Origin of the sequence: Curtobacterium sp. UNCCL17 (assembly GCF_000686685.1) — a bacterium.
Classification (GTDB): Bacteria; Actinomycetota; Actinomycetes; order Actinomycetales; family Microbacteriaceae; genus Curtobacterium; species Curtobacterium flaccumfaciens.
On the sequence record NZ_KK366000.1, the window covers coordinates 921,282 to 943,149 of the forward strand.

Annotated in this window: 18 protein-coding genes and 1 other RNA gene; 9 read left to right on the forward strand and 10 right to left on the reverse strand. The window is 71.5% G+C overall.

The genetic code is table 11. The annotated features are described in order from the left end of the window. The first annotated feature begins 3 nt into the window (after positions 1 to 3). The 3 genes from rsgA (at position 4) to hisN (ending at position 3,431) form a co-directional block, all read left to right on the forward strand. Positions 4 to 1,050, forward strand: a complete 1,047-nt coding sequence (gene rsgA, locus BR70_RS0109240; RefSeq protein WP_027465841.1) for a ribosome small subunit-dependent GTPase A — start codon at positions 4 to 6, stop codon at positions 1,048 to 1,050. A gap of 400 nt (positions 1,051 to 1,450) precedes the next feature. After that, on the forward strand, positions 1,451 to 2,623 hold the full coding sequence (locus BR70_RS20270; protein WP_146245672.1) for an ABC-2 transporter permease: 1,173 nt from the start codon (positions 1,451 to 1,453) through the stop codon (positions 2,621 to 2,623). A 19-nt stretch (positions 2,624 to 2,642) separates the two neighbouring features. Continuing rightward, the gene (gene hisN / locus BR70_RS0109250; RefSeq protein ID WP_027465842.1) at positions 2,643 to 3,431 is read left to right on the forward strand and encodes a histidinol-phosphatase; all 789 of its coding nucleotides are present in this window, start codon (positions 2,643 to 2,645) and stop codon (positions 3,429 to 3,431) included. Here the strand turns inward: hisN and BR70_RS20275 are convergent. Further along, positions 3,428 to 5,008: an MFS transporter gene (locus BR70_RS20275; protein WP_051596756.1), complete on the reverse strand. Its 1,581-nt coding sequence runs from the start codon at positions 5,006 to 5,008 to the stop codon at positions 3,428 to 3,430. The genes hisN and BR70_RS20275 overlap by 4 nt on opposite strands. A gap of 525 nt (positions 5,009 to 5,533) precedes the next feature. On the opposite strand from BR70_RS20275, the gene BR70_RS0109260 reads away from it, so the two are divergent. The 6 genes from BR70_RS0109260 (at position 5,534) to BR70_RS0109290 (ending at position 14,900) form a co-directional block, all read left to right on the forward strand. Continuing rightward, positions 5,534 to 8,233 (forward strand): helix-turn-helix transcriptional regulator, encoded by a 2,700-nt coding sequence (locus BR70_RS0109260; RefSeq protein WP_027465843.1) that lies wholly within the window; start codon positions 5,534 to 5,536, stop codon positions 8,231 to 8,233. A gap of 485 nt (positions 8,234 to 8,718) precedes the next feature. Next, on the forward strand, positions 8,719 to 10,533 hold the full coding sequence (gene glmS / locus BR70_RS0109265; protein WP_027465844.1) for a glutamine--fructose-6-phosphate transaminase (isomerizing): 1,815 nt from the start codon (positions 8,719 to 8,721) through the stop codon (positions 10,531 to 10,533). A 163-nt stretch (positions 10,534 to 10,696) separates the two neighbouring features. Then, positions 10,697 to 11,410 (forward strand): M50 family metallopeptidase, encoded by a 714-nt coding sequence (locus BR70_RS22285; protein ID WP_051596757.1) that lies wholly within the window; start codon positions 10,697 to 10,699, stop codon positions 11,408 to 11,410. A gap of 88 nt (positions 11,411 to 11,498) precedes the next feature. Further along, positions 11,499 to 12,884 carry an O-acetylhomoserine aminocarboxypropyltransferase/cysteine synthase family protein gene (locus BR70_RS0109280; RefSeq protein WP_027465845.1) on the forward strand — a complete coding sequence of 462 codons (1,386 nt, stop codon included), beginning with the start codon at positions 11,499 to 11,501 and terminating at the stop codon, positions 12,882 to 12,884. Beyond that, on the forward strand, positions 12,885 to 14,189 hold the full coding sequence (locus tag BR70_RS0109285) for an LLM class flavin-dependent oxidoreductase (RefSeq protein ID WP_027465846.1): 1,305 nt from the start codon (positions 12,885 to 12,887) through the stop codon (positions 14,187 to 14,189). It begins immediately after the preceding gene. Positions 14,190 to 14,336: 147 nt separating this feature from the next. Beyond that, complete coding sequence (locus tag BR70_RS0109290) at positions 14,337 to 14,900, forward strand: GlcG/HbpS family heme-binding protein (protein WP_027465847.1); 564 nt, start codon at positions 14,337 to 14,339, stop codon at positions 14,898 to 14,900. 89 nt (positions 14,901 to 14,989) lie between these two features. Here the strand turns inward: BR70_RS0109290 and BR70_RS20285 are convergent, their stop codons facing one another. The 9 genes from BR70_RS20285 to prfB all read right to left on the reverse strand — a co-directional run bounded on the left by BR70_RS20285 (position 14,990) and on the right by prfB (position 21,845). Next, positions 14,990 to 15,646, reverse strand: coding sequence for a response regulator transcription factor (locus tag BR70_RS20285; RefSeq protein WP_051596758.1), 657 nt, complete (start codon positions 15,644 to 15,646; stop codon positions 14,990 to 14,992). Continuing rightward, entirely contained in the window at positions 15,643 to 16,206 is a 564-nt protein-coding gene (locus tag BR70_RS23595) for a sensor histidine kinase (protein ID WP_231495677.1), read from the reverse strand. The genes BR70_RS20285 and BR70_RS23595 overlap by 4 nt, the downstream gene beginning before the upstream one ends. Beyond that, positions 16,185 to 16,838, reverse strand: coding sequence for a hypothetical protein (locus BR70_RS23600; RefSeq protein ID WP_197019630.1), 654 nt, complete (start codon positions 16,836 to 16,838; stop codon positions 16,185 to 16,187). The genes BR70_RS23595 and BR70_RS23600 overlap by 22 nt, the downstream gene beginning before the upstream one ends. Before the next feature lie 48 nt (positions 16,839 to 16,886). Beyond that, entirely contained in the window at positions 16,887 to 17,765 is an 879-nt protein-coding gene (locus BR70_RS0109310) for a hypothetical protein (protein WP_027465850.1), read from the reverse strand. A gap of 162 nt (positions 17,766 to 17,927) precedes the next feature. After that, positions 17,928 to 18,304: a transfer-messenger RNA gene (gene ssrA / locus BR70_RS22825) on the reverse strand. A 95-nt stretch (positions 18,305 to 18,399) separates the two neighbouring features. Then, a complete protein-coding gene (gene smpB / locus BR70_RS0109315) occupies positions 18,400 to 18,876 on the reverse strand; it encodes an SsrA-binding protein SmpB (RefSeq protein ID WP_027465851.1) in 477 nt (158 codons plus the stop codon). 131 nt (positions 18,877 to 19,007) lie between these two features. Then, positions 19,008 to 19,922: a permease-like cell division protein FtsX gene (gene ftsX / locus BR70_RS0109320; RefSeq protein WP_027465852.1), complete on the reverse strand. Its 915-nt coding sequence runs from the start codon at positions 19,920 to 19,922 to the stop codon at positions 19,008 to 19,010. Further along, positions 19,919 to 20,674, reverse strand: a complete 756-nt coding sequence (gene ftsE / locus BR70_RS20290; protein WP_017888215.1) for a cell division ATP-binding protein FtsE — start codon at positions 20,672 to 20,674, stop codon at positions 19,919 to 19,921. The genes ftsX and ftsE overlap by 4 nt, the downstream gene beginning before the upstream one ends. 61 nt (positions 20,675 to 20,735) lie before the next feature. Then, on the reverse strand, positions 20,736 to 21,845 hold the full coding sequence (gene prfB, locus BR70_RS0109330; RefSeq protein ID WP_027465853.1) for a peptide chain release factor 2: 1,110 nt from the start codon (positions 21,843 to 21,845) through the stop codon (positions 20,736 to 20,738). Between the last annotated feature and the right edge of the window lie 23 nt (positions 21,846 to 21,868).

The window sequence follows — 21,868 nt, forward strand, 5'->3', positions numbered from 1 at the left end:
CGCATGAGCTGGTGGGACGACACCGACGGTGACGACTCCGACGCGGACGAGCCGTACGGGCAGTACGACGAGTCGAGCGTGCGGGTGCGCCCCAACCCGAAGGGCAACCGACCGCGCACGAAGACCCGTCCGACGTACGACGACGCCCCGGTCGGCTGGGTGACCAACGTCGACCGCGGGCGGTTCGGCGTGCTGATCGACGACCACGTCATCACCGCGACGAAGGCCCGAGAGCTCGGCAAGAAGTCCGTCGTCACGGGCGACCACGTGTCGCTCGTCGGGGACGTCTCCGGCGACCCGGGCTCGCTGGCACGCATCGTGAAGGTCGCCGAGCGCACCACACTGCTGCGACGGAGTGCCGACGACTCCGACGAGGTCGAGCGCGTCATCGTGGCGAACGCCGACCAGATGCTCATCGTGGTGGCCGCCGCCGACCCCGAGCCGCGCACCCGCCTGATCGACCGGTACCTGGTGGCCGCGTTCGACGCCGGTCTCGACCCGATCCTCTGCATCACGAAGACCGACCTCGCCGACCCCGCTGCGTTCCTGGCGCACTTCGCGTGCCTCGACCTTCGGATCGTGACGAGCCGATCGGACGACGTCCCGTTCGAGGCGCTGCACGAGCTGCTCGACGACAAGGTGACCGTGACCGTCGGGCACTCCGGTGTGGGCAAGTCGACCCTGGTGAACGCCCTGACCGGGTCGACGCGCGCGATCGGCGTCGTGAACTCCGTGACCGGTCGCGGGCGGCACACGTCGTCGTCGTCGATCGCGCTGCGGGTCCGCGACGGCGGGTGGATCATCGACACGCCGGGTGTGCGGTCGTTCGGCCTGGGGCACGTCGACCCCGCGAACGTGTTCCGGGCGTTCGCGTCGCACGCCGTGCCGGTTCTGCCCGCGCGGGACGGCATCCCGCTGGCGCAGGCGCACGACTGGGAGATCGTCGACCGGGTGCAGGACGGGGAGCTGGGGCCCACCGGCGTCGAGCGGCTCGACTCGTTCCGGGCGCTGCTGACCGGGATGGGTGCGTCCGACCCCGGTTCCGAGTAGCGCGCGGCGGTGCGGCTGGCGCTGGCCGGCGCTGGTCGGCGCTGGTCGGCGGCTGGTCGGCGGCTGGTCACGACACCCCGCCGTGTGTGCGTCGAGCGGTCACGAACTGTCGACTGGCGACGCGGTACCCGACAGTTCGTGACCACACGAGCGCCGGCGCGCGGTGAGTCGTGACCACTCCGGTTCCCCGGTTCCAACGCCCTCTCGCACCGGCGCGCGGTCTCCGCACCCCTCGCACCGTGCAGACCTCGCACCGTGCGAGGAGCACACGAACGGTGCGAGGTTGTGCACTCCGTGCGGGCTCGCGCGCCTCGCACTGAGTGTGCAACCTCGCGCCGGACGACGCCTCGACACCGGGCCGGCGTCGACAAGCGCGCACCGGGGTTGTACAGTTGCGGTCGTGTCTGAAGTTGCAAAGTACAACTTTGCGCCGACCCCCGCTGTCGACGCCCCGTCCCCGAGCACGACGACGACGTCGCACGCGCACCACTCCCCCACCCACAAGTCCCCACGAGCCCCGAAGCCGCAGCGGTCCGACAGCGTCCTGCGCCCCGCCGGCCTCGGTCGTGTGCTGCTGACGTTCGCCTCGCACATCCTCGTGCCGCTGTTCCTGGCCGCCGGCATGGGCCTGGCCTACCTCGGTGCCTTCCACGCCCCGGCGCCGCAGGAACTGCCCGTCGGCATCGTCGGCCAGGGTGCGGCCACCCAGGTGTTCGCCCAGACAGTGACCGACCAGTCCGACGGGGCCCTCGTGGCCCACGTCGTCGCCTCGACGAAGGCGGCCGAGCAGCAGGTGCGCGACCGCGACCTCGCCGCCGTGTACGCGCCGACGGCGACGGGTGCCACGCTCTACGTCTCGACCGCCGCGTCGGAGACGACCGCGAGCGCCGCGCAGAAGGTGTTCCTGCCGATCGCCTACGACCAGCACGTGCCGTTCCGGGTCGTCGACGTCGTACCCACGGGCGACCAGGACACCACCGGCCAGGGGCTGTTCTTCCTGCTCGTGGCCCTGAGCGTCGGCGGGTACGCGTCCGCGATCGCCGTGGCCTCGGTCGCGACGAAGCTCCGCGCCGTGTGGACCGCGGTCATCGGGCTCGCCACCGCAGGGGTCGTCGCCGGCATCGGCGTGATCGTCGCCGGACCGATCTACGGCGTCATCACCACCCACCACTGGCAGGTGTTCCTGTTCGCCTGGCTCTACGACGCGATCATCGTCGCGCTCGGCGTCGGGCTGCACCCCGTGCTCGGCCGGTGGACCACCCCGATCCTCACGATGCTGTTCGTGATGCTGAACTTCACCTCGTCCGGCGGGATCTTCCAGCCGGCGTTCCAGCCCGGGTTCTTCGCCGCCCTGCACACCTTCTGGAGCGGTGCCGCATGGCTGCAGGCCGCACAGGACCTGCAGTACTTCCCGGACGCCTCCCTCGGCCGGTCGTCGCTCGTGCTCGCCCTCTGGCTGGCCGCCGCGCTCCTGCTCTGCGTCGTCGTGCACGGACTCGTCGCCCGCCGGACCCGCATCGCCCGCGAGCGCGAGGTCACCCGGCTCGAGGAAGAAGAGGTCGTCGCCGCGTAGCGACGGTAGGTTGGGCGACGTGGACCTCAGCGCCGACCTGGACTTCGCCCGCTCCCTCGCCGACACCGCCGACGCGATCAGCCTCGAGCGCTTCCGTGCCGCCGACCTGCACGTGACGAAGAAGGCCGACAGCACGCACGTCACCGACGCCGACCAGGCCGTCGAACGGGCCCTGCGCGAGCGGCTCGCCGCCGAGCGACCGGACGACGCGTTCCTCGGCGAGGAGACGACGGCGGACACCGGGGCCGAGGCCGTCAGCGAAGGGCACCGCCAGTGGGTGGTCGACCCGATCGACGGCACCGCCAACTACCTGCGCGGCGTCCCGGTGTGGGCGACCCTCATCGCGCTCGCGGTCGACGGCCGCCCGGTGCTCGGCGTCGTCAGTGCGCCCGCCCTCGGCAAGCGCTGGTGGGCGGCCGAGGGCTCCGGAGCGTTCTCGCTGGACGGACCACTCCGGGTCTCCGGGGTGTCCGAGCTCGCCGACGCGAGCCTGAGCTACAACAGCATCCAGCAGTGGGACGACGACGACCGCCTCGAGCCGCTCGTCGACCTGTCGCGCCGGGTCTGGCGCACCCGGGCCTACGGCGACATGTGGTCGTACATGATGGTGGCCGAGGGCGTCCTCGACGTCGCCGGCGAACCGGACCTGAAGCCGTGGGACATCGCGGCCCTCGTCCCCATCGTCGAAGAGGCCGGCGGCCGCTTCACCTCGCTCGACGGCGACCCCGGGGCGTGGCACGGCAGCGCCCTCGCCTCGAACGGCCTGGTGCACGATGCCGTGGTCGAGGTCATCCGCCGCGACTCCTAGGACCGGTCGGCGCGCCGACCACCCCGCTCGGCGGACCCCGACGCCTCGCTCTGCTCGGCGGACCCCGCAGCCGAGCCAGGGCGCTCGGACTCCCCGTCGGACCGCCGCGCCGCCCGCCGACGCGCCACCAGGTCCGCACCGGCCAGCACGAGCGCCAGTGCCATCAGCGACACCGTGAACGTCGTGCCGCTGCGGAACGCGTCGTGGTACGCGTCGAGACGCCCGCCCGACCCGCCGGATCCCGACCCCGCCGCCTCGCTCCGCACGATGCCGTAGAAGATGCTGGTCGCGACCGCGGTGCCGATCGCCGTGCCGACGCGCTGGCCGAGCTGTTGCATCGACCCCGCCACCCCGGACTGCTCGACGGGGATCTCGGCCAGGGTCAGGGTCTGGTTCGGCGACACCACGAACCCGCCACCGAGTCCGCCCACCAGGAACGCGCCGGCCATCGCCCACGGGGTGACCTCCGGCGGGGTGGCGACGGCGGCGACCATGAGCAGCAGGAAGCCGACGACGACCATCCCGAGCCCGGCGACCACCAGCGCCCGCCCGACCCGGTCCACGATCCGTCCGCCGATGTAGGAGCCCACGGCACTCGTCGCGGCGAAGGGGATGCTCACCATGCCGGCGAACAACGGCGACAGCCCGAGGCCCTCCTGCAGGTACAGCGTGACCATGAGGAACGACGCCGGCAGGGCCGCGAAGTAGACGGCCACGATCGACAACCCGTTGCGGTACGACGACAGCCGGAACAGCTCGAAGTGCACCACGGGCGACTTGCCCTGCCGCTTGAACCGCTGCTCCCAGAGCACGAACAGCACGAGGAACACCGCGAAGCCGACGAGCCAGAACCAGCGGCTCGCGGAACCACCGCCGCCACTGGTCAGCACGAACGGCAGCATCAGGGTGATGATGGCGGCACCGAGCAGCAGGATGCCGACGACGTCCAGTTCGCGGTCCTGCGCCTTCCCCTGGGCACCCTTCGGCAGCAGGCGGACGGCGAAGAGCAGTGCGGCGATCCCGAGGGGCACGTTCATCCAGAACAGCAGCCGCCAGCCGGACTCCTCGCCGCCGATCGCGATGAGGCCACCGCCGATGGTCGGCCCGAGCGCGGTGGAGATGCCGATCATCGCCCCGAACAGCCCGAACGCGCGGCCCCGCTCCGGTCCGCGGAACAGCTGCTGCACCAGTCCGATGACCTGGGGCATCTGGATCCCGGCGGCGAAGCCCTGCAGGATCCGGGTGACGATCAGCACCTCGATGTTCGGGGCGACGGCGCACAGCAGGCTCGATCCGGTGAACGCGCTGAGGCCCACGATGAACATGACGCGCCGGCTCTTCAGGTCGCCGAGCCGACCGGCGGGCACGAGGGCGAGGCCGAACGCCAGCGCGTACCCCGCCACGATGAGCTGGAGCGACGAGCTGGTGGCCCCGAGGGACTGCTCGATCGAGGGCAGCCCGACGTTCACCTTGGACAGGTCGAGGATCGTCAGGGCCGCGACCGCCACGCAGACGGCGAAGGCCCGCCACCGGGTGCGGTCATCGAGGCGGGCGTCGGTCGGTTCGGCGTTGGACATCCCGTCCGTGCTACACCTGCGACGACGAACGAGGTCCGGACAGACCTGTACCCCGGTTCCGTCCGGCGGACCCGGATCGGGGTGCAGAGGGCGGTTGCCACGCCCCCCTCGTGGCCCCCCGTACTGGGGGCACCGTTCTGGACATCTGCTCACCGGAGTCCGCTCGGCGAGCCGGTACCTGAGTTATCGTGCTCCAGACGGCAGGTCACGTGATGCTCTCGGATTCCCTAGATCCGGACGGCGGAACAGACCGGTCGTGTTCGTCCGAAGACCCTAACCCGAGGGGTGATACAGACGATGACATCATCGTTCCCGAGCGGAACCGAGTGCACCCACACTCGTCGACCGCATCCAATCCACGACAGTTCCGGCGCGCGCTCAGTCGCCGCCGCTCGTCCGCACTCCGCCACGGTCACCCGCCGTGCAGCAGTCCGGTCCGCCTCCGTGCGCCCCGTCGCAGCGCCCCCCGTGTTCGCCGACGCCCTCCTCGCAGCATCCGCCTCCGGATCCGGAGGCCGGTGAGTCATGGCACTCACCGGTCGACGTCTCGAGGTCGACCGGATCGCGACCCTCGCAGTGCTCCCACGGGAGTCCGCGATGGTCGTGGTCGGCGACCCTGGTTCCGGACGCAGCAGCGTCCTCGACGCGGTCTCGAACCGCGTTTCCCTCCCCGTCGTCCGGGTCGGTGTCAACGGGAGTGAATCCCGCTGGCCACTGGCCGGGGTGACCTCCCTGTTCACCGCGCTCGACGACCCCCGAGCGACCGCACACATCGCCCACCTGCTGCAGGCCGGCGGGACCGCAGCGGCCGTGACGGCCGGACTGGCGGCGGCGCACGACTTCCTCGACGCCGTGCACGCACTGACCCTCCCGCCGACGCTCGTCCTCATCGACGACCTCGACCGGATGGACACGGAGAGCCAGGAACTCATCGCGTTCCTCGCCGGACGACTCGCGGGCACCGCCCTGCGCGTCGTGGCGACGGTCCGCTCGGTGCCGTCGGACGGTCCGCTCGCGGCCCTGCCGATCCTGCGCATCGAACCGCTGCCGTCGGACGAGGCCCTGGTCCTCGCCCGGGCCATGGCACCGGCCGAGGCGAACGACGGTGTCCTCGCCGTCCTCGCCGAGGAGACCGGTGGCAACCCCGGCGCGCTCCGTGAACAGCTCGCGGTGCTCACCCGGGAGCAGCTCACCGGCGCGGAGCCGATCGTGCTCCCGCTCCGACCCACTCCGACGACCGAGGCCATCGCGGCGCTCGCACTCGGGCCCGCCGGGGGACGCGATCTGGACGTCCTCGCGAAGCTCGCCCTGGTGCCCGTCGCGAAGACCACGGCGTGGGACCGCGACGAGCTGGACGACCTGGTCGGGGCCGGTCTCGCGACCGTCCGCGGGCAGAGCGTCACCGTCCGGCACCCGCTGGTCCGTTCCGCGCTCTACTGGCGGATGCCCGCCCGTGACCGTCGTGCGGCACACGCCGAGCTGGCCACGGCGAGCGCGGAGACCGACCCGCGGTCGGCCGCGTGGCACCGGAGCTTCGTCGACGGCGTCCCCGACGTGGTCGCACTGCTCCAGGCCGCACGGTCGTACGTCGTGGACGGCAACGTGCACGCCGCGATCGCGCTGACCGAGCGTGCCCTGCACATCGGTGGCGGGACCGAGGACGAGCACGTCGCGCTCCTCGGGGTCGCGGAGGCCATGCTCGGCAAGCGCCTGCTCGGCTTCGCTGCGCGGTACCTCGCGGCGCTCCGTCCGTTCCGGACGACGCCGAACGAGGTCCGCCGGCTCCGGCTGCAGTACTCGGCCGAGTACCTCAGCGGTGACGCCGTGCACGCGGACGAGCTGCTCGTCCCCGTCGACGCGACCGACCCGGCCGAGGTGGACGCGGTCGCCGGGCTGATGGCCATGGTGGCGTGCTTCCGTGCCGAGGCGTGGGAGCTCGACCAGGCCAAGGACCTGCTGCACCGGATCGAACCGCTCGAGGGTTCGGCGTCCGCGCACACCCTCGAGATCGCGACGACCGCGCGGGAGCTCATCGCCGCCGTGGACGGCGTGCTGCCGCCCGACACCGAGCTGCACGACGGGCTCGCGACCTCGGAGCTCGTGGCGATGTCGGACCCGGCTCTGCTGCTCCTCGCCCACGCGCTGAGCATCGGCGAGCGCTACCGGAGCGCGCGACGGGTGTTCGCACTCGTGCTCGCCCGGGGGCAGGAGACCGCGGCGGTGTGGACCGAGGCGGCCCGCTACCTGACGTCCGAGAACGAGGTGCGCTCCGGCAACTTCCGGCAGGCGCTCCGCGCGATCGACGTGTGGGAGTCCGGTTCGTCCGTCGCCGAGCGGTTGCGTGAGCCCTCCCGGGCGATCGCCGTCGCGTGGCGGCACTTCGCCGAGGGCCGTTCCGCCGAGGCGCTCGACGTCGTGGACCGGTGCCTCGAGCACCGATCGACGAGTCGGCTCTGGGGTGCGACGGCGAAGCTGCACGCGCTCCGCGGCAAGGTCCTGCTGCTCGACGGCCGCCTCGACGAGGCAGCCACCGCGCTCGAGGCCGCCGACGCCATCGGTCGGTCGCTCCGGAACCCCGCGGTGCTCCGGCACCTCGGCGACCTGGTCGAGGCGTACGTGCGTCTCGGACGGACCGACGACGCGCGGACGATCACGGCCCGCCTGGCGGCTGACCACCATGCCCGTCCCGGGCGCTGGGGTGCCCTCGTGCTGGCGCGGAGCCTCGCGCTCGTCGCCGACGACACCACCCGCGAGACGGCTCGTCGCCGTGCGCTGGAGCTGTTCCAGCCGCACGACTCGCAGTACGAGCGCGCTCGCACGTTCGCGGCGCTGGCCGCGGTCGGCAACCCGGCGGAGCGTCCGCGCCTCGGTGCGGCGGCCGCAGCGGCGTACGAGGCGGCGGGCCTGCGTCGACCGCTGGTGACGCCGGCGCCGGCTGCGGCGATGCCGCAGTTCGGCACGGGCTCGTCGTCGATCCGGTCCGGACCCGTGCTCTCGCCGGCGTTCCCGGGGACGCCGCGCAGCGCCCCCGACGCGTCGGCGGTGCTCACGTCACTGACCGCCGAGGAGCGTGCGGTGGTGCAGAAGGTCACCGAGGGGTACCGCAACCGCGAGATCGCCTCGTCGCTGTTCATGTCGCAGCGCACGGTGGAGCTGCGGCTCACGCAGATCTACCGCAAGGTCGGCGCGCGGTCGCGATCGCACCTGGTCGCGCTCCTCACGTAGGAGACGCACATCCAACCGGGCTCGCAGGCTCGCCCGGCGCTGGGTCCGCGCGCCGCTGGCGCGTCGCTCAGAGCGAAGACCGCGCGGGAGGCCCGGTACCAGCTGGTACCGGGCCTCCCGTCCGTCGTCGCTCGCGTGGTGCGACGGCGGTTGCGGGAGTCCGCACGCGACCGCAGCGCGGTGTGCCCCCGCACGCGGGGAACCGCAAGAGCGTCCGACGGGTGTTGCCGTGTGGTCGGCGGCGGGTGAGGCTTCTCCTGCACCGACCGCCGTGCCCCTCCCCCGGGGGCCAGCCCGCGGTACCCCGTCCGGTACCCGAACCCCTCGGCCCAACGACACCGACGTCCGTCCTCGCCTGATCCGAGGACGGGCGTCGGTTCCCGGGCCGGGAGGCCCCGGACGCGCGGCAGACCCGACGGCGGTCGGTGCCGCACCAGTCCCACCTCCCCGTTCCACCCACCCTCGTTCCCCCGAAGGGACAGCCGATGTGCGGCATCATCGCGGCCCGCGTGTCTGACGACGCGACCCCCTACCTGCTCGACGGACTCGAACGACTCGAGTACCGCGGGTACGACTCCGCCGGCATCGCCGTCCGGACGGCCGTCGGCCGCACCGAGACGATCCGCTCGGTCTCCCGCGTCGGCGACCTGCGCACGCTCGTCGCTGCACGCTCCGGTGACGCGCTCACCGGCGTCGGCATCGGCCACACCCGCTGGGCCACGCACGGTGCCGTGCGCGAGGCGAACGCGCACCCGCACGCCGACTGCACCGGCCGGATCTCGATCGTGCACAACGGCATCGTCGAGAACGCGGACCGGCTGCGCCAGACGCTCGAGGCGCAGGGCCACCGCTTCCGGTCCGACGTCGACTCCGAGGTCATCGCGCACCTGGTCGAGCGGGCGTTGGCGGTCGACCCGGACCTGATGCTCGCGGTGCAGATCGCGACGGCGCAGCTCGAGGGCTCGTGGGCGATCGTGGTCCTGGACGCCCGGGACGGCCGCATGGTCGTGGCGGCGGACCGTTCGCCGCTCGTCGTCGCCCGCTCCGGCCGCGGCGACTTCGTGGCGAGCGACATCGGCGCGATCGCCGAGTGGTGCGAGACGTTCGTGGCGCTGCGCGACGGCGACGTCGTCGAGCTCGGTGAGGCCTGGACCTGGTCGTCCGACGGCATCACGGTTCCCGTGCCGTTCCCGACGCCGTCCCCGTTCGCCGCCGCCGCGCTCGACCTCGGCGACCACACCGACCACATGGCGAAGGAGATCGGCGAGCAGGCCGACGTCGTCGCGACGATCCTGGACCGGGTGACCCGCCGCACCGCCGACGGCAGCATGTGGGTGGGCCTCGGCCTGGCAGGCTTCCACCGGCTGGCGATCGTCGCCTGCGGCACCTCGCTGAACGCGGGCCAGGTGATCGCGACCGCCCTGCGCGGGATCGGTGGTGTGCCGACCGACATCGTCGTCGCGAGCGAGGCCGACCAGGCCGTGCTCGGTCCGGGCACCCTGGTCGTCGCGATCAGCCAGTCCGGTGAGACGGCCGACGTACTCCGCGCCCTGGACCGGTTCGAGGACCGCCACCCGGTGCTCGCGCTGACCAACAACATGCACTCCTCGCTCGCCCGACGGGCCGACGCCGTGCTGGACTGCCACGCCGGCCCGGAGATCGGGGTCGCGGCCACGAAGACGTTCACGGCGCAGGTCGTCGTCGGCGTCGCGGCGATGATCTCCGCGATGGTGGCGTCCGGCCGCATCGAACCGTCGCGCGCCCAGGTGCTCGTCGACGAGCTGCTCGACCTGCCCGCACGGATCGAACACGCCGCGCGGGTGTCCGCCGAGCGGATGCCGCTGCTGGTGTCGAGCGTCAAGGAGGCCACGGGCTTCCTGTTCCTCGGCCGCGGTGCCGGGCTGCCGTACGCCGCCGAGGGGGCCCTGAAGCTCAAGGAGCTCAGCTACCGCTGGGCCGAGGCGTACCCCGCCGGCGAACTCAAGCACGGGCCGCTCGCCCTGGTGGACGACGGCACCCCGGTGGTCGTCATCGACCACGGTGAGCCGAAGATCCAGTCGGCGATCGCCGAGGTCCGGGCCCGCGGTGGCTTCGTCATCACGATCGGCGGCGAGTCGGCGGACATCCCCGCGCTCGGACGCCGTGGCACCGGCGACCTGGCCTGGGGTGCGATGACCGCGCCGTGGGGTCCGCTCGAGGCCGTCGTGCCGCTGCAGATGCTCGCGCGGGAACTGGCCCTGCAGCTCGGGTGCGATGTCGACAAGCCCCGGAACCTGGCGAAGTCGGTGACGGTCGAATAGCCGGGCGCCGACGCGTGAACCGCCTGACGGTGTTCCTCGCCTTCCTCACCGCCCTGGCGATCACCGGCACCGTGGTCCTGGTCACGGTGGTGCTGACGACGCCCGGGCTCCCCTGACGCCGGTCCCGCAGGGTCTTCCTGGGCGGGGCTGCGATGCTGGTCACTTGACCACCGCAGCCCCGCCCCTCGTCTTCGTCGCGCTCCTCGTCGGCGCCGTCCTGCCGTTCGTGCCGTTCGTCGGCCGGGTGGCCCGCATCGCCGCGACCATCGCCCACGAGGTCGGGCACGCGATCGTCGTCGTGCCGTTCGGCGGGCGGATCCAGCGGATCGAGCTGCACCCGGACGGGTCCGGCGAGGCCTGGGTCCAGCTCGGCCGGGTGCCCGGCGGCATCCGGTGGCTCGTCCGGATCCTGAACCTGTACGCCGGGTACAGCGCACCCCTGTGGGCGGGGGTGCTCCTGGTGACCGGGGTGCTGCACGGCTCCCGCTGGCTGCCCGTGGTGGTGCTCGCGGTCATCGGGCTCGTCGCGTTGGCGTTCGTCCGGAACTGGTTCGGCCTCCTCGTCGTCCTCGGCTTCGACGCGCTCGCCCTGTGGGTGGCCGTCCGCCCGTCCGAGGCGACCGTCCTGGTGATCGCCGCCGTCGGGGCCTTCTTCGTCGTCGACGGCCTGCGCTCGGTGGTGCAGGTCGGCCGCTGGCTCGTCACCGGCGCCCGGGTGCAGACCGACTTCCACATCGCCGCGGCCGAGATGCGGGTGCCGGCGTCCCTGTGGTTCGTGCTGTTCGTCGCCGTGAACGCCGTCGCGGTGTGGCTGGCGCGCGAGCCACTGCTCCAGGTCTGGGACACCGTCGTCACCGGGGTCCGCGCGCTCGTCTGAGGCTGCGCTCGCGTAACCGGGGGCCGCAATCGCCTGTCCGCGCCGAGGGGCTGCGAGGCTACCGCCAGACGACCCCCGGAGGTGTCCCATGGCGACCGACGACCACGGCTTCGCGACCGAGCAGGTACACGGCGGCTTCGTGCCCGATGCCGGGCACGGCGCCCGGGTCCCCGCGATCCACATGTCCTCCGGGTTCCTGTTCGACGACTTCGACCAGGCCCGTGACCGCTTCGCCGACACCGACGACGGCTACACCTACACGCGCCTCGGCAACCCCACGAACGCCGACGTCGAGCGTCGCGTGGCGCTGCTCGAACGCGGTGTCCAGGCGATCCTGGTCGGCAGCGGTCAGGCGGCGGCGACCGTGGCGTTCCTCGGCCTGCTGCAGGCCGGCGACCACGTCGTCAGCGCACGGAGCATCTACGAGGGCACGCGCGGCCTGCTGCTGCAGAACCTCGGCCGGCTCGGCATCGAGGTCGACTTCGTCACCGACGCCCGCGACCTCGATGCCTGGGCCGCTGCGGTCCGACCGAACACGAAGGCGTTCTTCGCCGAGACCATCCCGAACCCGAAGAACGACGTCCTCGACATCACCGGCGTCGCCGAGACCGCACACCGCGCCGGCGTCCCGCTGATCGTCGACAACACCCTCGCCACGCCGTACCTGGTGCGCCCGGTCGAGCACGGCGCGGACATCGTCGTGCACTCGGCGTCGAAGTTCCTGTCCGGCCACGGAGCCGGACTCGGCGGCGTGGTCGTGGACGGCGGCCGGTTCGACTGGACCGCCGCCCCCGAGCGCTGGACGCACCTGACCAGCCCCGAGCGGTCCCTCGGCGGCGAGAGCTACGCCGAGCGGTACGGCAACCGGGCGTTCGCCGTGTTCGCCCGCGACGTCGTCGCCGCACGCATCGGTCCGGCGCCGTCCCCGTTCAACGCGTTCCTGCTCCGCCAGGGCATCGAGACGCTGTCGCTGCGGGTGGAACGCCACTGCGCGAACGCGCTGGCCGTCGCGTCCTGGCTGGACCAGCAGCCGGAGGTGACGAGCGTCGACCACGCAGGCCTGGCCTCCAGCCCGTTCCACGACCTCGCCCAGCGCTACCTGCCCCGCGGAGCCGGGTCCGTCTTCGCCTTCACGCTCGCCGGTGGCGAAGCCGCCGCGCGGGCGTTCATCGACGCCGTGCAGCTGTTCAGCCGGATGACCCACCTGGGCGACGTCCGCTCGCTGATCCTGCACCCGGCCACCACCACGCACGCCGGCCGCACGCCGGAGGAGCGCGCCGAGCAGGGCATCAGCGACGGCCTGATCCGCCTGTCGGTCGGCATCGAGGACGTCGCGGACCTGCTCCGCGACCTGGAACGCGGGTTCGCCGCGGTGCGGTCCGCAGACACCGCCGGCGGCCTGGAGGCACGTGGAGCGTCGGACGCGCGGCGCACGGCCGCCGGTGGGCCGGCACTCGACCGGCAGGAGCGCTGAATGGCCGAGCTGCAGCACTTCGGGTACTTCTTCTCCCGCGGCTTCGGCCCGCAGGCCTGGGGCCGGTCCGACTGGGACTGGGGCCACGACTGGACGAAGCCGGACCTGTACCAGCAGTCCGTCCGGACGCTCGAGCAGGCCGGCATGGACCTGGTCATCGCCGAGGACGCCGTCTCGCTCGGCTCCCCCGCGACCCTCGACCTGCGCATCCGGCAGGCGTACGGCGGCCCGAAGCACGACCCGCTGCTGCTCGCCCCGTACCTGTTCGCAGCGACGTCGCACATCGGCATCGCCCCGACCGTCAACGCGGGCATCACCCCGCCGTACCTGGCGGCACGGCAGTTCGCCACCCTGGCGCACCTGTCCTCGGACCGACTGGGCATCAACGTCGTCACCGACGTCGGCAGCGCACGCCACGCCGGCCTGCCGCCGCTGCCGCACGACCAGGCGTACGACCGCGCCGAGGAGTGGATCACCCTGCTCCGTCGGCTCTGGCACTCGTGGGGCGACGCGTACGTCGGCGCACCGGACTCGTGGCACTTCGCGGACGGCGACGCCCTCGACGCGTTCCACCACGAGGGCACCCACTTCACCGCCGACGGTCCGCTGAATGCCCTGCCGCTGGCGTCGGACCCCGTGGTGGTCTCCCCCGGTGGCTCGGGCCGAGGGCTCGCGTTCGCCGGGACCCACTCGGACGTGCAGCTCGCGCTCGCGCCGCTGTCCGCCGCCGCGGTGACGGACTACCGCGCCCGGGTGATCGCGGCAGCCGAGGCGGCAGGGCGGTCCACCGCGGACCTGCGGATCCTGTTCGTGCTCAAGCCCGTCATCGTGTCCTCACCGGAGGAGGCCGACCGCATCGTCGCGGCGTCCGAGCACCCCACCGACGACGCCCTGCGTGCGGCGGCGATCGCGTGGTCGAGCGACTCCGAGACCGACCTGCTCGCGCTCGACCTGGACGCCCCGGTGCCCGAGGGGACCTTCGGTGAGCACGTCTCGGCCGGTACGATCCGCGGGCTGCTCGGGGACACCCCGGACGCACCGCTGCGGGAGCTGCTCGCCCGCAAGGCACGGCAGGGGCGGATCGCGTCACGCTCGGGGTTCGTGGGGACCGCCGACGAGTTCGCGGACTTCATCGAGGAGCTCGGCAGCGACGCCGACAACGACGGGATCATCTTCTCGGGCGACCTGCACCCGGCGCAGATCCACCGGATGTTCGGCGACCTGGTGCCCGTGCTCCGGCGCCGTGGACTCCTGCGACGGGAGTACGGCGCCGGAGGCATCCGGGCGAACCTGTTCGACTTCTAGCGGAAGCGGCTGCGTCTGCGTCGCTGTCCGGCGGCACGGGCGCCCCGTCGACCGTTCGGTCCGGATCCGCGGTCCGGACGGTCGATGTGTGGCACCGCCCGTCGGCGTGAGGCTGGACCCACCACACCGAACGGAAGGTCCTCCCCCATGCGTCTCCCCCGCACCCTCGTCGCCACTGCCGCCGCAGCCCTCGCCGTCACCGGCATCACGGCCGGTGCAGCCGTCACCTCGTCGAACAGCGCCACCGCCGACGTCCGCACCGCCACGGACGCCCGCACCGTCGCCGTCACCGGCGATGCCGTCGTCGAGTCCAAGCGGCTGAGCTCCGCCGAAGCCATGCGGGCGGCCTCGGCCGCCCTCGCCGCTGCAGAAGCGGACGGCGCGGGCTTCGTCAGCGTCTCGGTCGTCGACCGCAACGGTCAGCTGCAGGCCTTCGTGCGCGGCGAGAACGCCGCGTCCCACACGATCAGTGCCTCGCGGCAGAAGGCGTACACCGCCGCGGCCTTCGGGTCGCCGACGTCCGAACTCGCGAAGCGCGCCACGGGCGACAGCGCCGGGCTGAAGGATCTGCCCGGCACGCTGTTCCTCGCCGGGGCCGTGCCGGTCAAGGCGGGCGAGGCCTCAATCGGCGGCATCGGTGTCGGAGGCACCCCGTCGGGTGCCACGGACCAGGAGTACGCGCAGGCCGGGCTCGACGCGATCACGAAGTGACCCGGCGACGTCGGGGCGTGCTCCGACGACGCTGAGTCCGTCACGGCGACGGCGGGACGACCATCGGTCGCCCCGCCGTCGTCACGTCGTCACGGCGTCGGGCCGTCCGGCGACCGCGCGGGGTGCGCCAAGCCGTCGAGGGCGATGATGCCCCGTCGGGTGGCCTCGGCCACCGCCCCGGCTCGGCCGTCGACACCGAGCTTCGCGAACACCCGCACCAGGTGCGTCTTCACCGTCGACTCGCTCATGAAGAGCCGCCCCGCGATCAGCCGGTTCGTCGAGCCGTCGGCGAGCAGTTCGAGCACGTCGAGCTCACGAGGGGTCAGGGTCTCGTCCGGTCGGCGACCACGGTCGAGCATGCGTTCCGCCACGGCCCGCGTGTACACGGCGGTCCCGGTGGCCGCGGCCCGGACCGCGGCGGCGAGTTCCTCGGCGGTCGCGTCCTTGAGCAGGTACCCCATCGCCCCGGCATCGAGCGCCCGCATGATCGACACGTCGGTCGCCGTGGCCGTGAACACGAGCACGCGAGTGGTCCGCACCAGTCCGGGGATCAGGTCGACACCGTTCCGCGTCCCCAGGCCCAGGTCGAGCACGACGACGTCCGGAGCCGCCTCGGCGACCAGGGCGCTCACGGCTTCCGGATCCCCGGTCGAGGCGACGACGTCGATGTCGGGGAAGGTCCCGAGGATCGCGGCGACACCGGACCGGAGCACCGGGTGGTCGTCGACGAGCAGGACGCGGGTCATGGTTCCTCCAACGGGACGGTCGCCCGCAGCACCGTACCGTCCGGGCCGGAGCGGATGTCGAGCGTGCCCCCGACGGCCTCGAGTCGCCGGCGCATCATCGTCAGGCCGTGTCCCCCGGTCGGCCCGGGCGTGACCGGCCGGCTCGGGTCGAAGCCACGGCCGTCGTCGCGGACGACGACTGCGACCGAGTCGTCCTGGTTCCGGAACTCCAGTGAGATCGACGCAGCGCCGGCGTGCCGTTCGGCGTTGCCGAGCGCCCCCTGCGCGCTCCGCAGCAGGGCCATTGCACGTATCGGCGTCACCGTCTGCGGCTCCCCGACCACCGACCAGCGGGCGCCCACGCGCTCGGCGGCCGTGGAGAGGGCGGCCGTCAACGAGTCCGTCGACCCGTCCGCCGCGCCGTTCGCTGACTCGCCGACGTCCGGGTGATCTGCTCCGAGGCCGTCAACCAGCGCGCGGGTGTCCACCACCGCGCTGCGCAGTGCACGGCGTGCCTGCTGCGCGAGGGCGTCGTCCCCGGACCGTTCCGCCGCTTCGGTCAGGAACAGCGCGCCCGCCACCGACTGCACCACCGTGTCGTGCAGCTCAGCGGCGACGTGCTGGCGTGCTTCGATTGCACCGGCCCGCCGCTCGGAGAGGCAACGAGTCGCGCGCGGGTGGCGACGAGCTGCCGGACGGTTCGCGACCGCTCGTGCAGTGCCACCCGCGACACCACGATCGCGGTGAGGAACACCGAGCCGGCCAGCAGACACCCCACGAGCAGCCCGGGGTCGTCGCTCCCGGTCAAGCGGGGCACCGAGACCGCTGCGACGACGATCACCGCAGCGCTGGCGAGCGTGGCCGGCACGACCCGCGCGGTCGTCTGCAGCAGGACCACGAGCGGGACGACGCTCCACGCGGCGCTCGGGGCGACCACGACGAGCACGACCGCGAGCAGCGCCAGCCCGAGGGGCACCGCGACGGGGACCGGACGGCCCAGGAGCACGACAGCACCGGCCGAGCCCGCTGCGATCAGGGCGACCCCGAGGGTCACCGCGACGACGTGGTTCGGCTCACCGGCGTGGAACTGGTGGTACCGCAGCGTCCCGACGGCGGTGACGAGCGCCACGGCAGCCGCTGCGAGCGCGCTCGCCCTACGGCTGAGGAACTGGCCGAGCCCGTGCCAGGACGACGAGGGTGGGACCGGGGGCACCGCACCAGGGTACGGACCCCCGGTCGGAGATCGGCTGTGCCGCTCCTGCTACTTCTCGGACTTCTTCTTCTTCTTGTCGTCGTCCTTCTTGGACTTCTTCTTCTTGTCGTCGTCCTTCTTGGACTTCTTCTTCTTGTCGTCGTCCTTCTTGGACTTCCTCTTGTCGTCGTCCTTCTTCGACTTCTTCTTCTTCTCGTCGTCCTTCTTCGACTTCGCCCTGCTCGCGCCCGTCGGCAGCGGCAGGACGGCCGACACGGCCTCCGGCTCCGCCTGCGAGGCGTCATCGTCGGCGTCGGCGTCGCCGGACGCACCGGTCTCCGGCGACTCCACCCCGTCGATCGGCTCGACGACCACGGCCGACCCGGTGTCCAGCTCGACGTCGACCGCGTGCTCCTCGAGAACCGGCGCCAGGGCGTCGGCGACCCGTTCGACCGTCAGCACCGCGTCCGCCTCGGCGAGCCGGAGCAGGGCCTGCGCGGTCCGCACCCGGGTGGTCGCCTTGCGCGCGAGGACGTCCGACCGTGCACCCTCGAGGAACGTGCGCAGGGCACGTTCCACGGCGGAGCGTCCGCGCGGTGCGGCGCGGTCGAGCCGATCGAGTTCCCCGGCGATCCCGGAGACATCGTTGGCGACGTGCTCGTGGCGGACCGACTCGATGAGCGCGGCGATGGCTGCGGCGGCACGTTGGACCCCGGCGGAGCGCTGATCGAGCACGACGAGCATCTCGACCACCGAGCCGTAGGTGACGGTCTCGAGGCGTACCGGCTCCGCGCCGCGGCCGCGCACGACCAGGCGGGTGTCGGGGTTCGGCAGCCAGGCGGCGAGGGCGGCGACCGTGGCGACGGAGCCCACGATCCGCTCGTACTCGCTGAGCACCACTCGTTCCTGCTCCCGCAGACGGACACGGATCGCGATCTCCTGCACCACGTGCTGACCTCTCGTTCGGGTTCGACGCGAGCGTGTTCTGCGCGCCTGCTCCGGAGCGTAGTCCTCGGACGTGGCGGAACAGCGAACGCCCCGGCACTGTCCAGGGGACGGTGCCGGGGCGTTCAGGTGGCGCAGCGTGACAGCGGTTCGTCGTCCGGCGAATGGTGGAGATGGGGGGAATCGAACCCCCGTCCATCGCTGCAATTCGACGTCTTCTACGGGCGTATCCGGATAGTTCGTTCTGCTCGGCCCCGTCCTTTGCTACCGGCTTCTAGGACGACGGGCCCAGTCTCAGTGCAAGTCCCGCACGGCCCTGAGGCGCAACCGTGCAGCAAGTCCTCTGGATGACGTCGGGATCAGGTTAGAAGACGGTCACCTGGCCGACGGACTTCATGTGCTGGGCTGCTTACGCAGCGAGAGCGAAGTCAGTGCGCTTGGAATTGGCACTTGTTGTTTTCCACGGATCGTTTACGAGATAACCGTGGGTCCTCGGCCCGCTTCCCGTCGGCACACAGGCAATGTCGAAACCGATCATCCCCATGCGGGCAGGACGTGCGAGCCGCTGTCACGCTGTTGAGTTGCCAATGCCCCTGTCGGAGCAGTCCCTCAGTCTAGCCGAGGAGGTGCGTCAGCGCTACTCGCCGACGCGGTTCCGGGTGCGCATGGCCCGCTCGGCCTCACGCTTGTCGGTCTTCTCGCGCAGCGCCTGGCGCTTGTCGAACTCGCGCTTGCCCTTCGCGACGGCGATCTCGATCTTGGCCCGACCGTCGTGGAAGTAGATCTGCAGGGGCACGAGGGTGTACCCGCCCTGGGCCGTCTTGTGCGAGATCTTCACGATCTGTTGCTTGTGCAGGAGCAGCTTGCGCTTCCGTCGGGGCGAGTGGTTGTTCCACGTGCCCTCGGTGTACTCCGGGATGTGCACGGCGTCGATCCAGGCTTCGCCACCGTCGATGTAGGCGTACCCGTCGACCAGGGACGCCCGACCCATCCGCAGGGACTTCACCTCGGTGCCGGACAGGACCATGCCCGCTTCGTACGTGTCCTCGATGAGGTAGTCGTGCCGGGCGCGACGATTCGTTGCGACGATCTTCTCCCCGCGTTCCTTCGCCATGACGACTCCTCTCGATGGTGACCGGTGCAGTGCGCTGCGTGGGTGGTTCCGCGCAGCCCTACAGACTACTCAACACGAAGCAGGCGGCGCACCTTCCCGGCGCGCCGCCCGCTCGCGGATGCGGTGCTGCGTCAGACCTTCAGGTACCGGCGGATGGCGATCGACGCCGACGCCGCGGCGAGGAGCACCCCGATCACGATCACCGCGGGGACCACGATGGCCGCATCGCCCATGCCGATGAACGCCGTTCCGGTGAAGCGCTCCGCCAGGAAGTTCCGGACGAAGAACCAGACCACGGCGGTGATCGCGCCTCCGGCCAGGACGGCTCCGATGGCGGCGGCGATCACCCCCTCGAGCACGAACGGTGTCTGGATGAACCGGTTCGACGCACCCACGAGCCGCATGATGCCGAGCTCTCGCCGTCGACTGAACGCCGACAGGCGGATCGTCGTCGCGATGAGCAGCACCGCCGCCACGAGCATGAGCGCCGCGATGCCGATCGCCGTGTAGGACGAGGCGTTGAGCAGGTTGAAGATCGGCTGCAGGTACCCGCGTTGGTCGACGACGCTCTGCACGCCGGCGACCTTCGACAGGCTCTCGACCAGGACGTCGGCCTGCGACGGGTTCTTCAGGTTCACCCAGAAGGTCTCGTTCAGGTACTCCGGCTTGACGAACTCCGTCGCGGCCGAGTCCTTGAACTGCTCCTTGAACCGGGTGAAGGCCTGGTCCTGGTTCTCGTAGTAGGTCTTCTCGATGTACGGCTTGAGCGTCGACGAGTCGAGCTGCGCCTGGACCTGCTCGCGCTGGTCCGCGGTGGCCTTCGCGCCGGTGCAGTTGCCCGTGGTGTCGGTGTCGGTGCACAGGTAGACGGCGACCTGCGCCCGGTCGTACCAGTACCCCTTCATCTGGTTGATCTGCATCTGGAGCAGGATCGCCGTGCCGACGAAGGTCAGGGAGATGAAGGTCACGAGGACGACGGAGACGACCATCGACGCGTTGCGTCGCAGGCCCGAGCCGACCTCGGACATGACGAGCCCGAGCCTCATCGGATGAGCCCCGGGATCGTCTGGATGCCGGTGGTGTTGGACACGGTGCCTCGCTGGATCGGGACGGCCTGGGTCTGGTAGCCGCCGGACTGCTCGTCGCGCAGGACGGTGCCGTTCGAGAGCTCGATGACCCGCCGCTGCATCTGGTTCACGATGCTGGCGTCGTGCGTCGCCATCAGCACGGTGGTGCCTCCCTGGTTGATGCGTTCGAGGAGCGCCATGATGCCGGCGGACGTGGTGGGGTCCAGGTTTCCGGTGGGCTCGTCGGCCAGCAGGATCGCCGGCTTGTTCACGACGGCGCGGGCGATGGCCACGCGCTGCTGCTCACCACCGGAGAGTTCGTGCGGCATGCGGGTGGCCTTGCCGGCGAGCCCGACGAGCTTCAGCACGTCGGTCACGGCCTCACTGATGAAGCCCTTGCTCTTGCCGATGACCTGCAGCGAGAACGCCACGTTGTCGAACACGTTCTTGTTCGGCAGCAGACGGAAGTCCTGGAAGACCACGCCGAGGTTGCGGCGGAAGTACGGGACCTTCCGCGATGCCAGGGACCCGAGGCGCTGCCCGAGCACGTGGATCTGCCCGCTGGTGGGCTTCTCCTCCTTGAGCACGAGGCGCAGGAAGCTGGACTTGCCGGAACCGGACGCGCCCACGAGGAACACGAACTCGCCCTTGAGGATCTCGAGGGTGAGGTTGTCGAGCGCCGGACTCGGGTTGCCCGAGTAGACCTTGGTGACCTGGTCGAATTTGATCATGACCGGATCAGGGTAGGTCGCCGCGCTTGGAAAGCAAGCGAGGCGCGCGGCTCACGAACCCCTACTCGGCGGCGGATTGCTTGCGCCAGCGGATGCCCGCGTTGATGAAGCCGTCCAGATCGCCGTCGAACACGGCTGAGGGGTTGTTCACCTCGTGCTCCGTCCGGAGGTCCTTGACCATCTGGTACGGCGCCAGGACGTAGGAGCGGATCTGGTCGCCCCAGCTCGCCGTGATGTTGCCGGCGAGTTCCTTCTTCTTCGCGTTCTCCTCTTCCTTCTTCAGGAGGAGCAGGCGCGACTGCAGCACGCGCATGGCGGCCGCACGGTTCTGGATCTGCGACTTCTCGTTCTGCATCGAGACGACGGTGCCGGTCGGGATGTGCGTCAGCCGCACCGCCGAGTCGGTCGTGTTGACGGACTGTCCGCCGGGACCCGACGAGCGGAACACGTCGACGCGGATGTCGTTCTCGGGGATGTCGATGACGGCGGTCTCCGGCATGAGCGGGATGACCTCGACCGCGGCGAAGGACGTCTGGCGCTTGCCCGCGGCACCGAACGGCGACATCCGCACCAGGCGGTGGGTGCCGGCCTCGACCGAGAGCGTGCCGAACGCGTGCGGGGCGTCGATCTCGAACGTCGCGGACTTGATGCCCGCTTCCTCGGCGTACGAGGTGTCCATCACGGCGGTCTTGAAGTTGTGCTGCTCGGCGTACCGGAGGTACATGCGGAGGAGCATCTCGGCGAAGTCCGCCGCGTCGACACCGCCCGCACCGGCGCGGATCGTGATGACCGCCGGACGGTCGTCGTACTCGCCGTCGAGGAGCGTCTGCACCTCGAAGTCGCCGATCATCTTCTGGATCGCCTTGAGCTCGGCGAGGGCTTCGTCGGCGGACTCCTGGTCGTCGCCCTCGTTCGCCATCTCGACCAGCACCTCGAGGTCGTCGATGCGCTGCTCGGTGTCGGTGATCTTCTTCAGCTCCGACTGGCGGTGCGAGAGCGCGCTCGTCACCTGCTGCGCGTGGTCGACGTCGTCCCAGAGGTCCTGGGCCCCGGCCTGCTCGCTGAGGTCGGCGATCTCACGCTGCAGGCGGTCGACGTCGACCACCGAGCGGATGTTGCCGAAGGTCTCGCGAAGGGCGGAGAGCTGCTCGGTGAAGTCCAGTTCGACCATGGTCATCGATCCTACCGGCGCGA

Bases quoted from the DNA above. Each gene is read 5' to 3' on its own strand.
- rsgA (WP_027465841.1), top strand. From the start codon at position 4: ATGAGCTGGTGGGACGACACCGACGGTGACGACTCCGACGCGGACGAG.
- smpB (WP_027465851.1), bottom strand. From the start codon at position 18,876: ATGGCGAAGGAACGCGGGGAGAAGATCGTCGCAACGAATCGTCGCGCC.
- BR70_RS0109280 (WP_027465845.1), top strand. From the start codon at position 11,499: ATGGCGACCGACGACCACGGCTTCGCGACCGAGCAGGTACACGGCGGC.
- BR70_RS20275 (WP_051596756.1), bottom strand. From the start codon at position 5,008: ATGTCCAACGCCGAACCGACCGACGCCCGCCTCGATGACCGCACCCGG.
- BR70_RS0109290 (WP_027465847.1), top strand. From the start codon at position 14,337: ATGCGTCTCCCCCGCACCCTCGTCGCCACTGCCGCCGCAGCCCTCGCC.
- BR70_RS20285 (WP_051596758.1), bottom strand. From the start codon at position 15,646: ATGACCCGCGTCCTGCTCGTCGACGACCACCCGGTGCTCCGGTCCGGT.
- BR70_RS0109260 (WP_027465843.1), top strand. From the start codon at position 5,534: ATGGCACTCACCGGTCGACGTCTCGAGGTCGACCGGATCGCGACCCTC.
- glmS (WP_027465844.1), top strand. From the start codon at position 8,719: ATGTGCGGCATCATCGCGGCCCGCGTGTCTGACGACGCGACCCCCTAC.
- ftsE (WP_017888215.1), bottom strand. From the start codon at position 20,674: ATGATCAAATTCGACCAGGTCACCAAGGTCTACTCGGGCAACCCGAGT.
- prfB (WP_027465853.1), bottom strand. From the start codon at position 21,845: ATGGTCGAACTGGACTTCACCGAGCAGCTCTCCGCCCTTCGCGAGACC.
- ftsX (WP_027465852.1), bottom strand. From the start codon at position 19,922: ATGAGGCTCGGGCTCGTCATGTCCGAGGTCGGCTCGGGCCTGCGACGC.
- BR70_RS0109285 (WP_027465846.1), top strand. From the start codon at position 12,885: ATGGCCGAGCTGCAGCACTTCGGGTACTTCTTCTCCCGCGGCTTCGGC.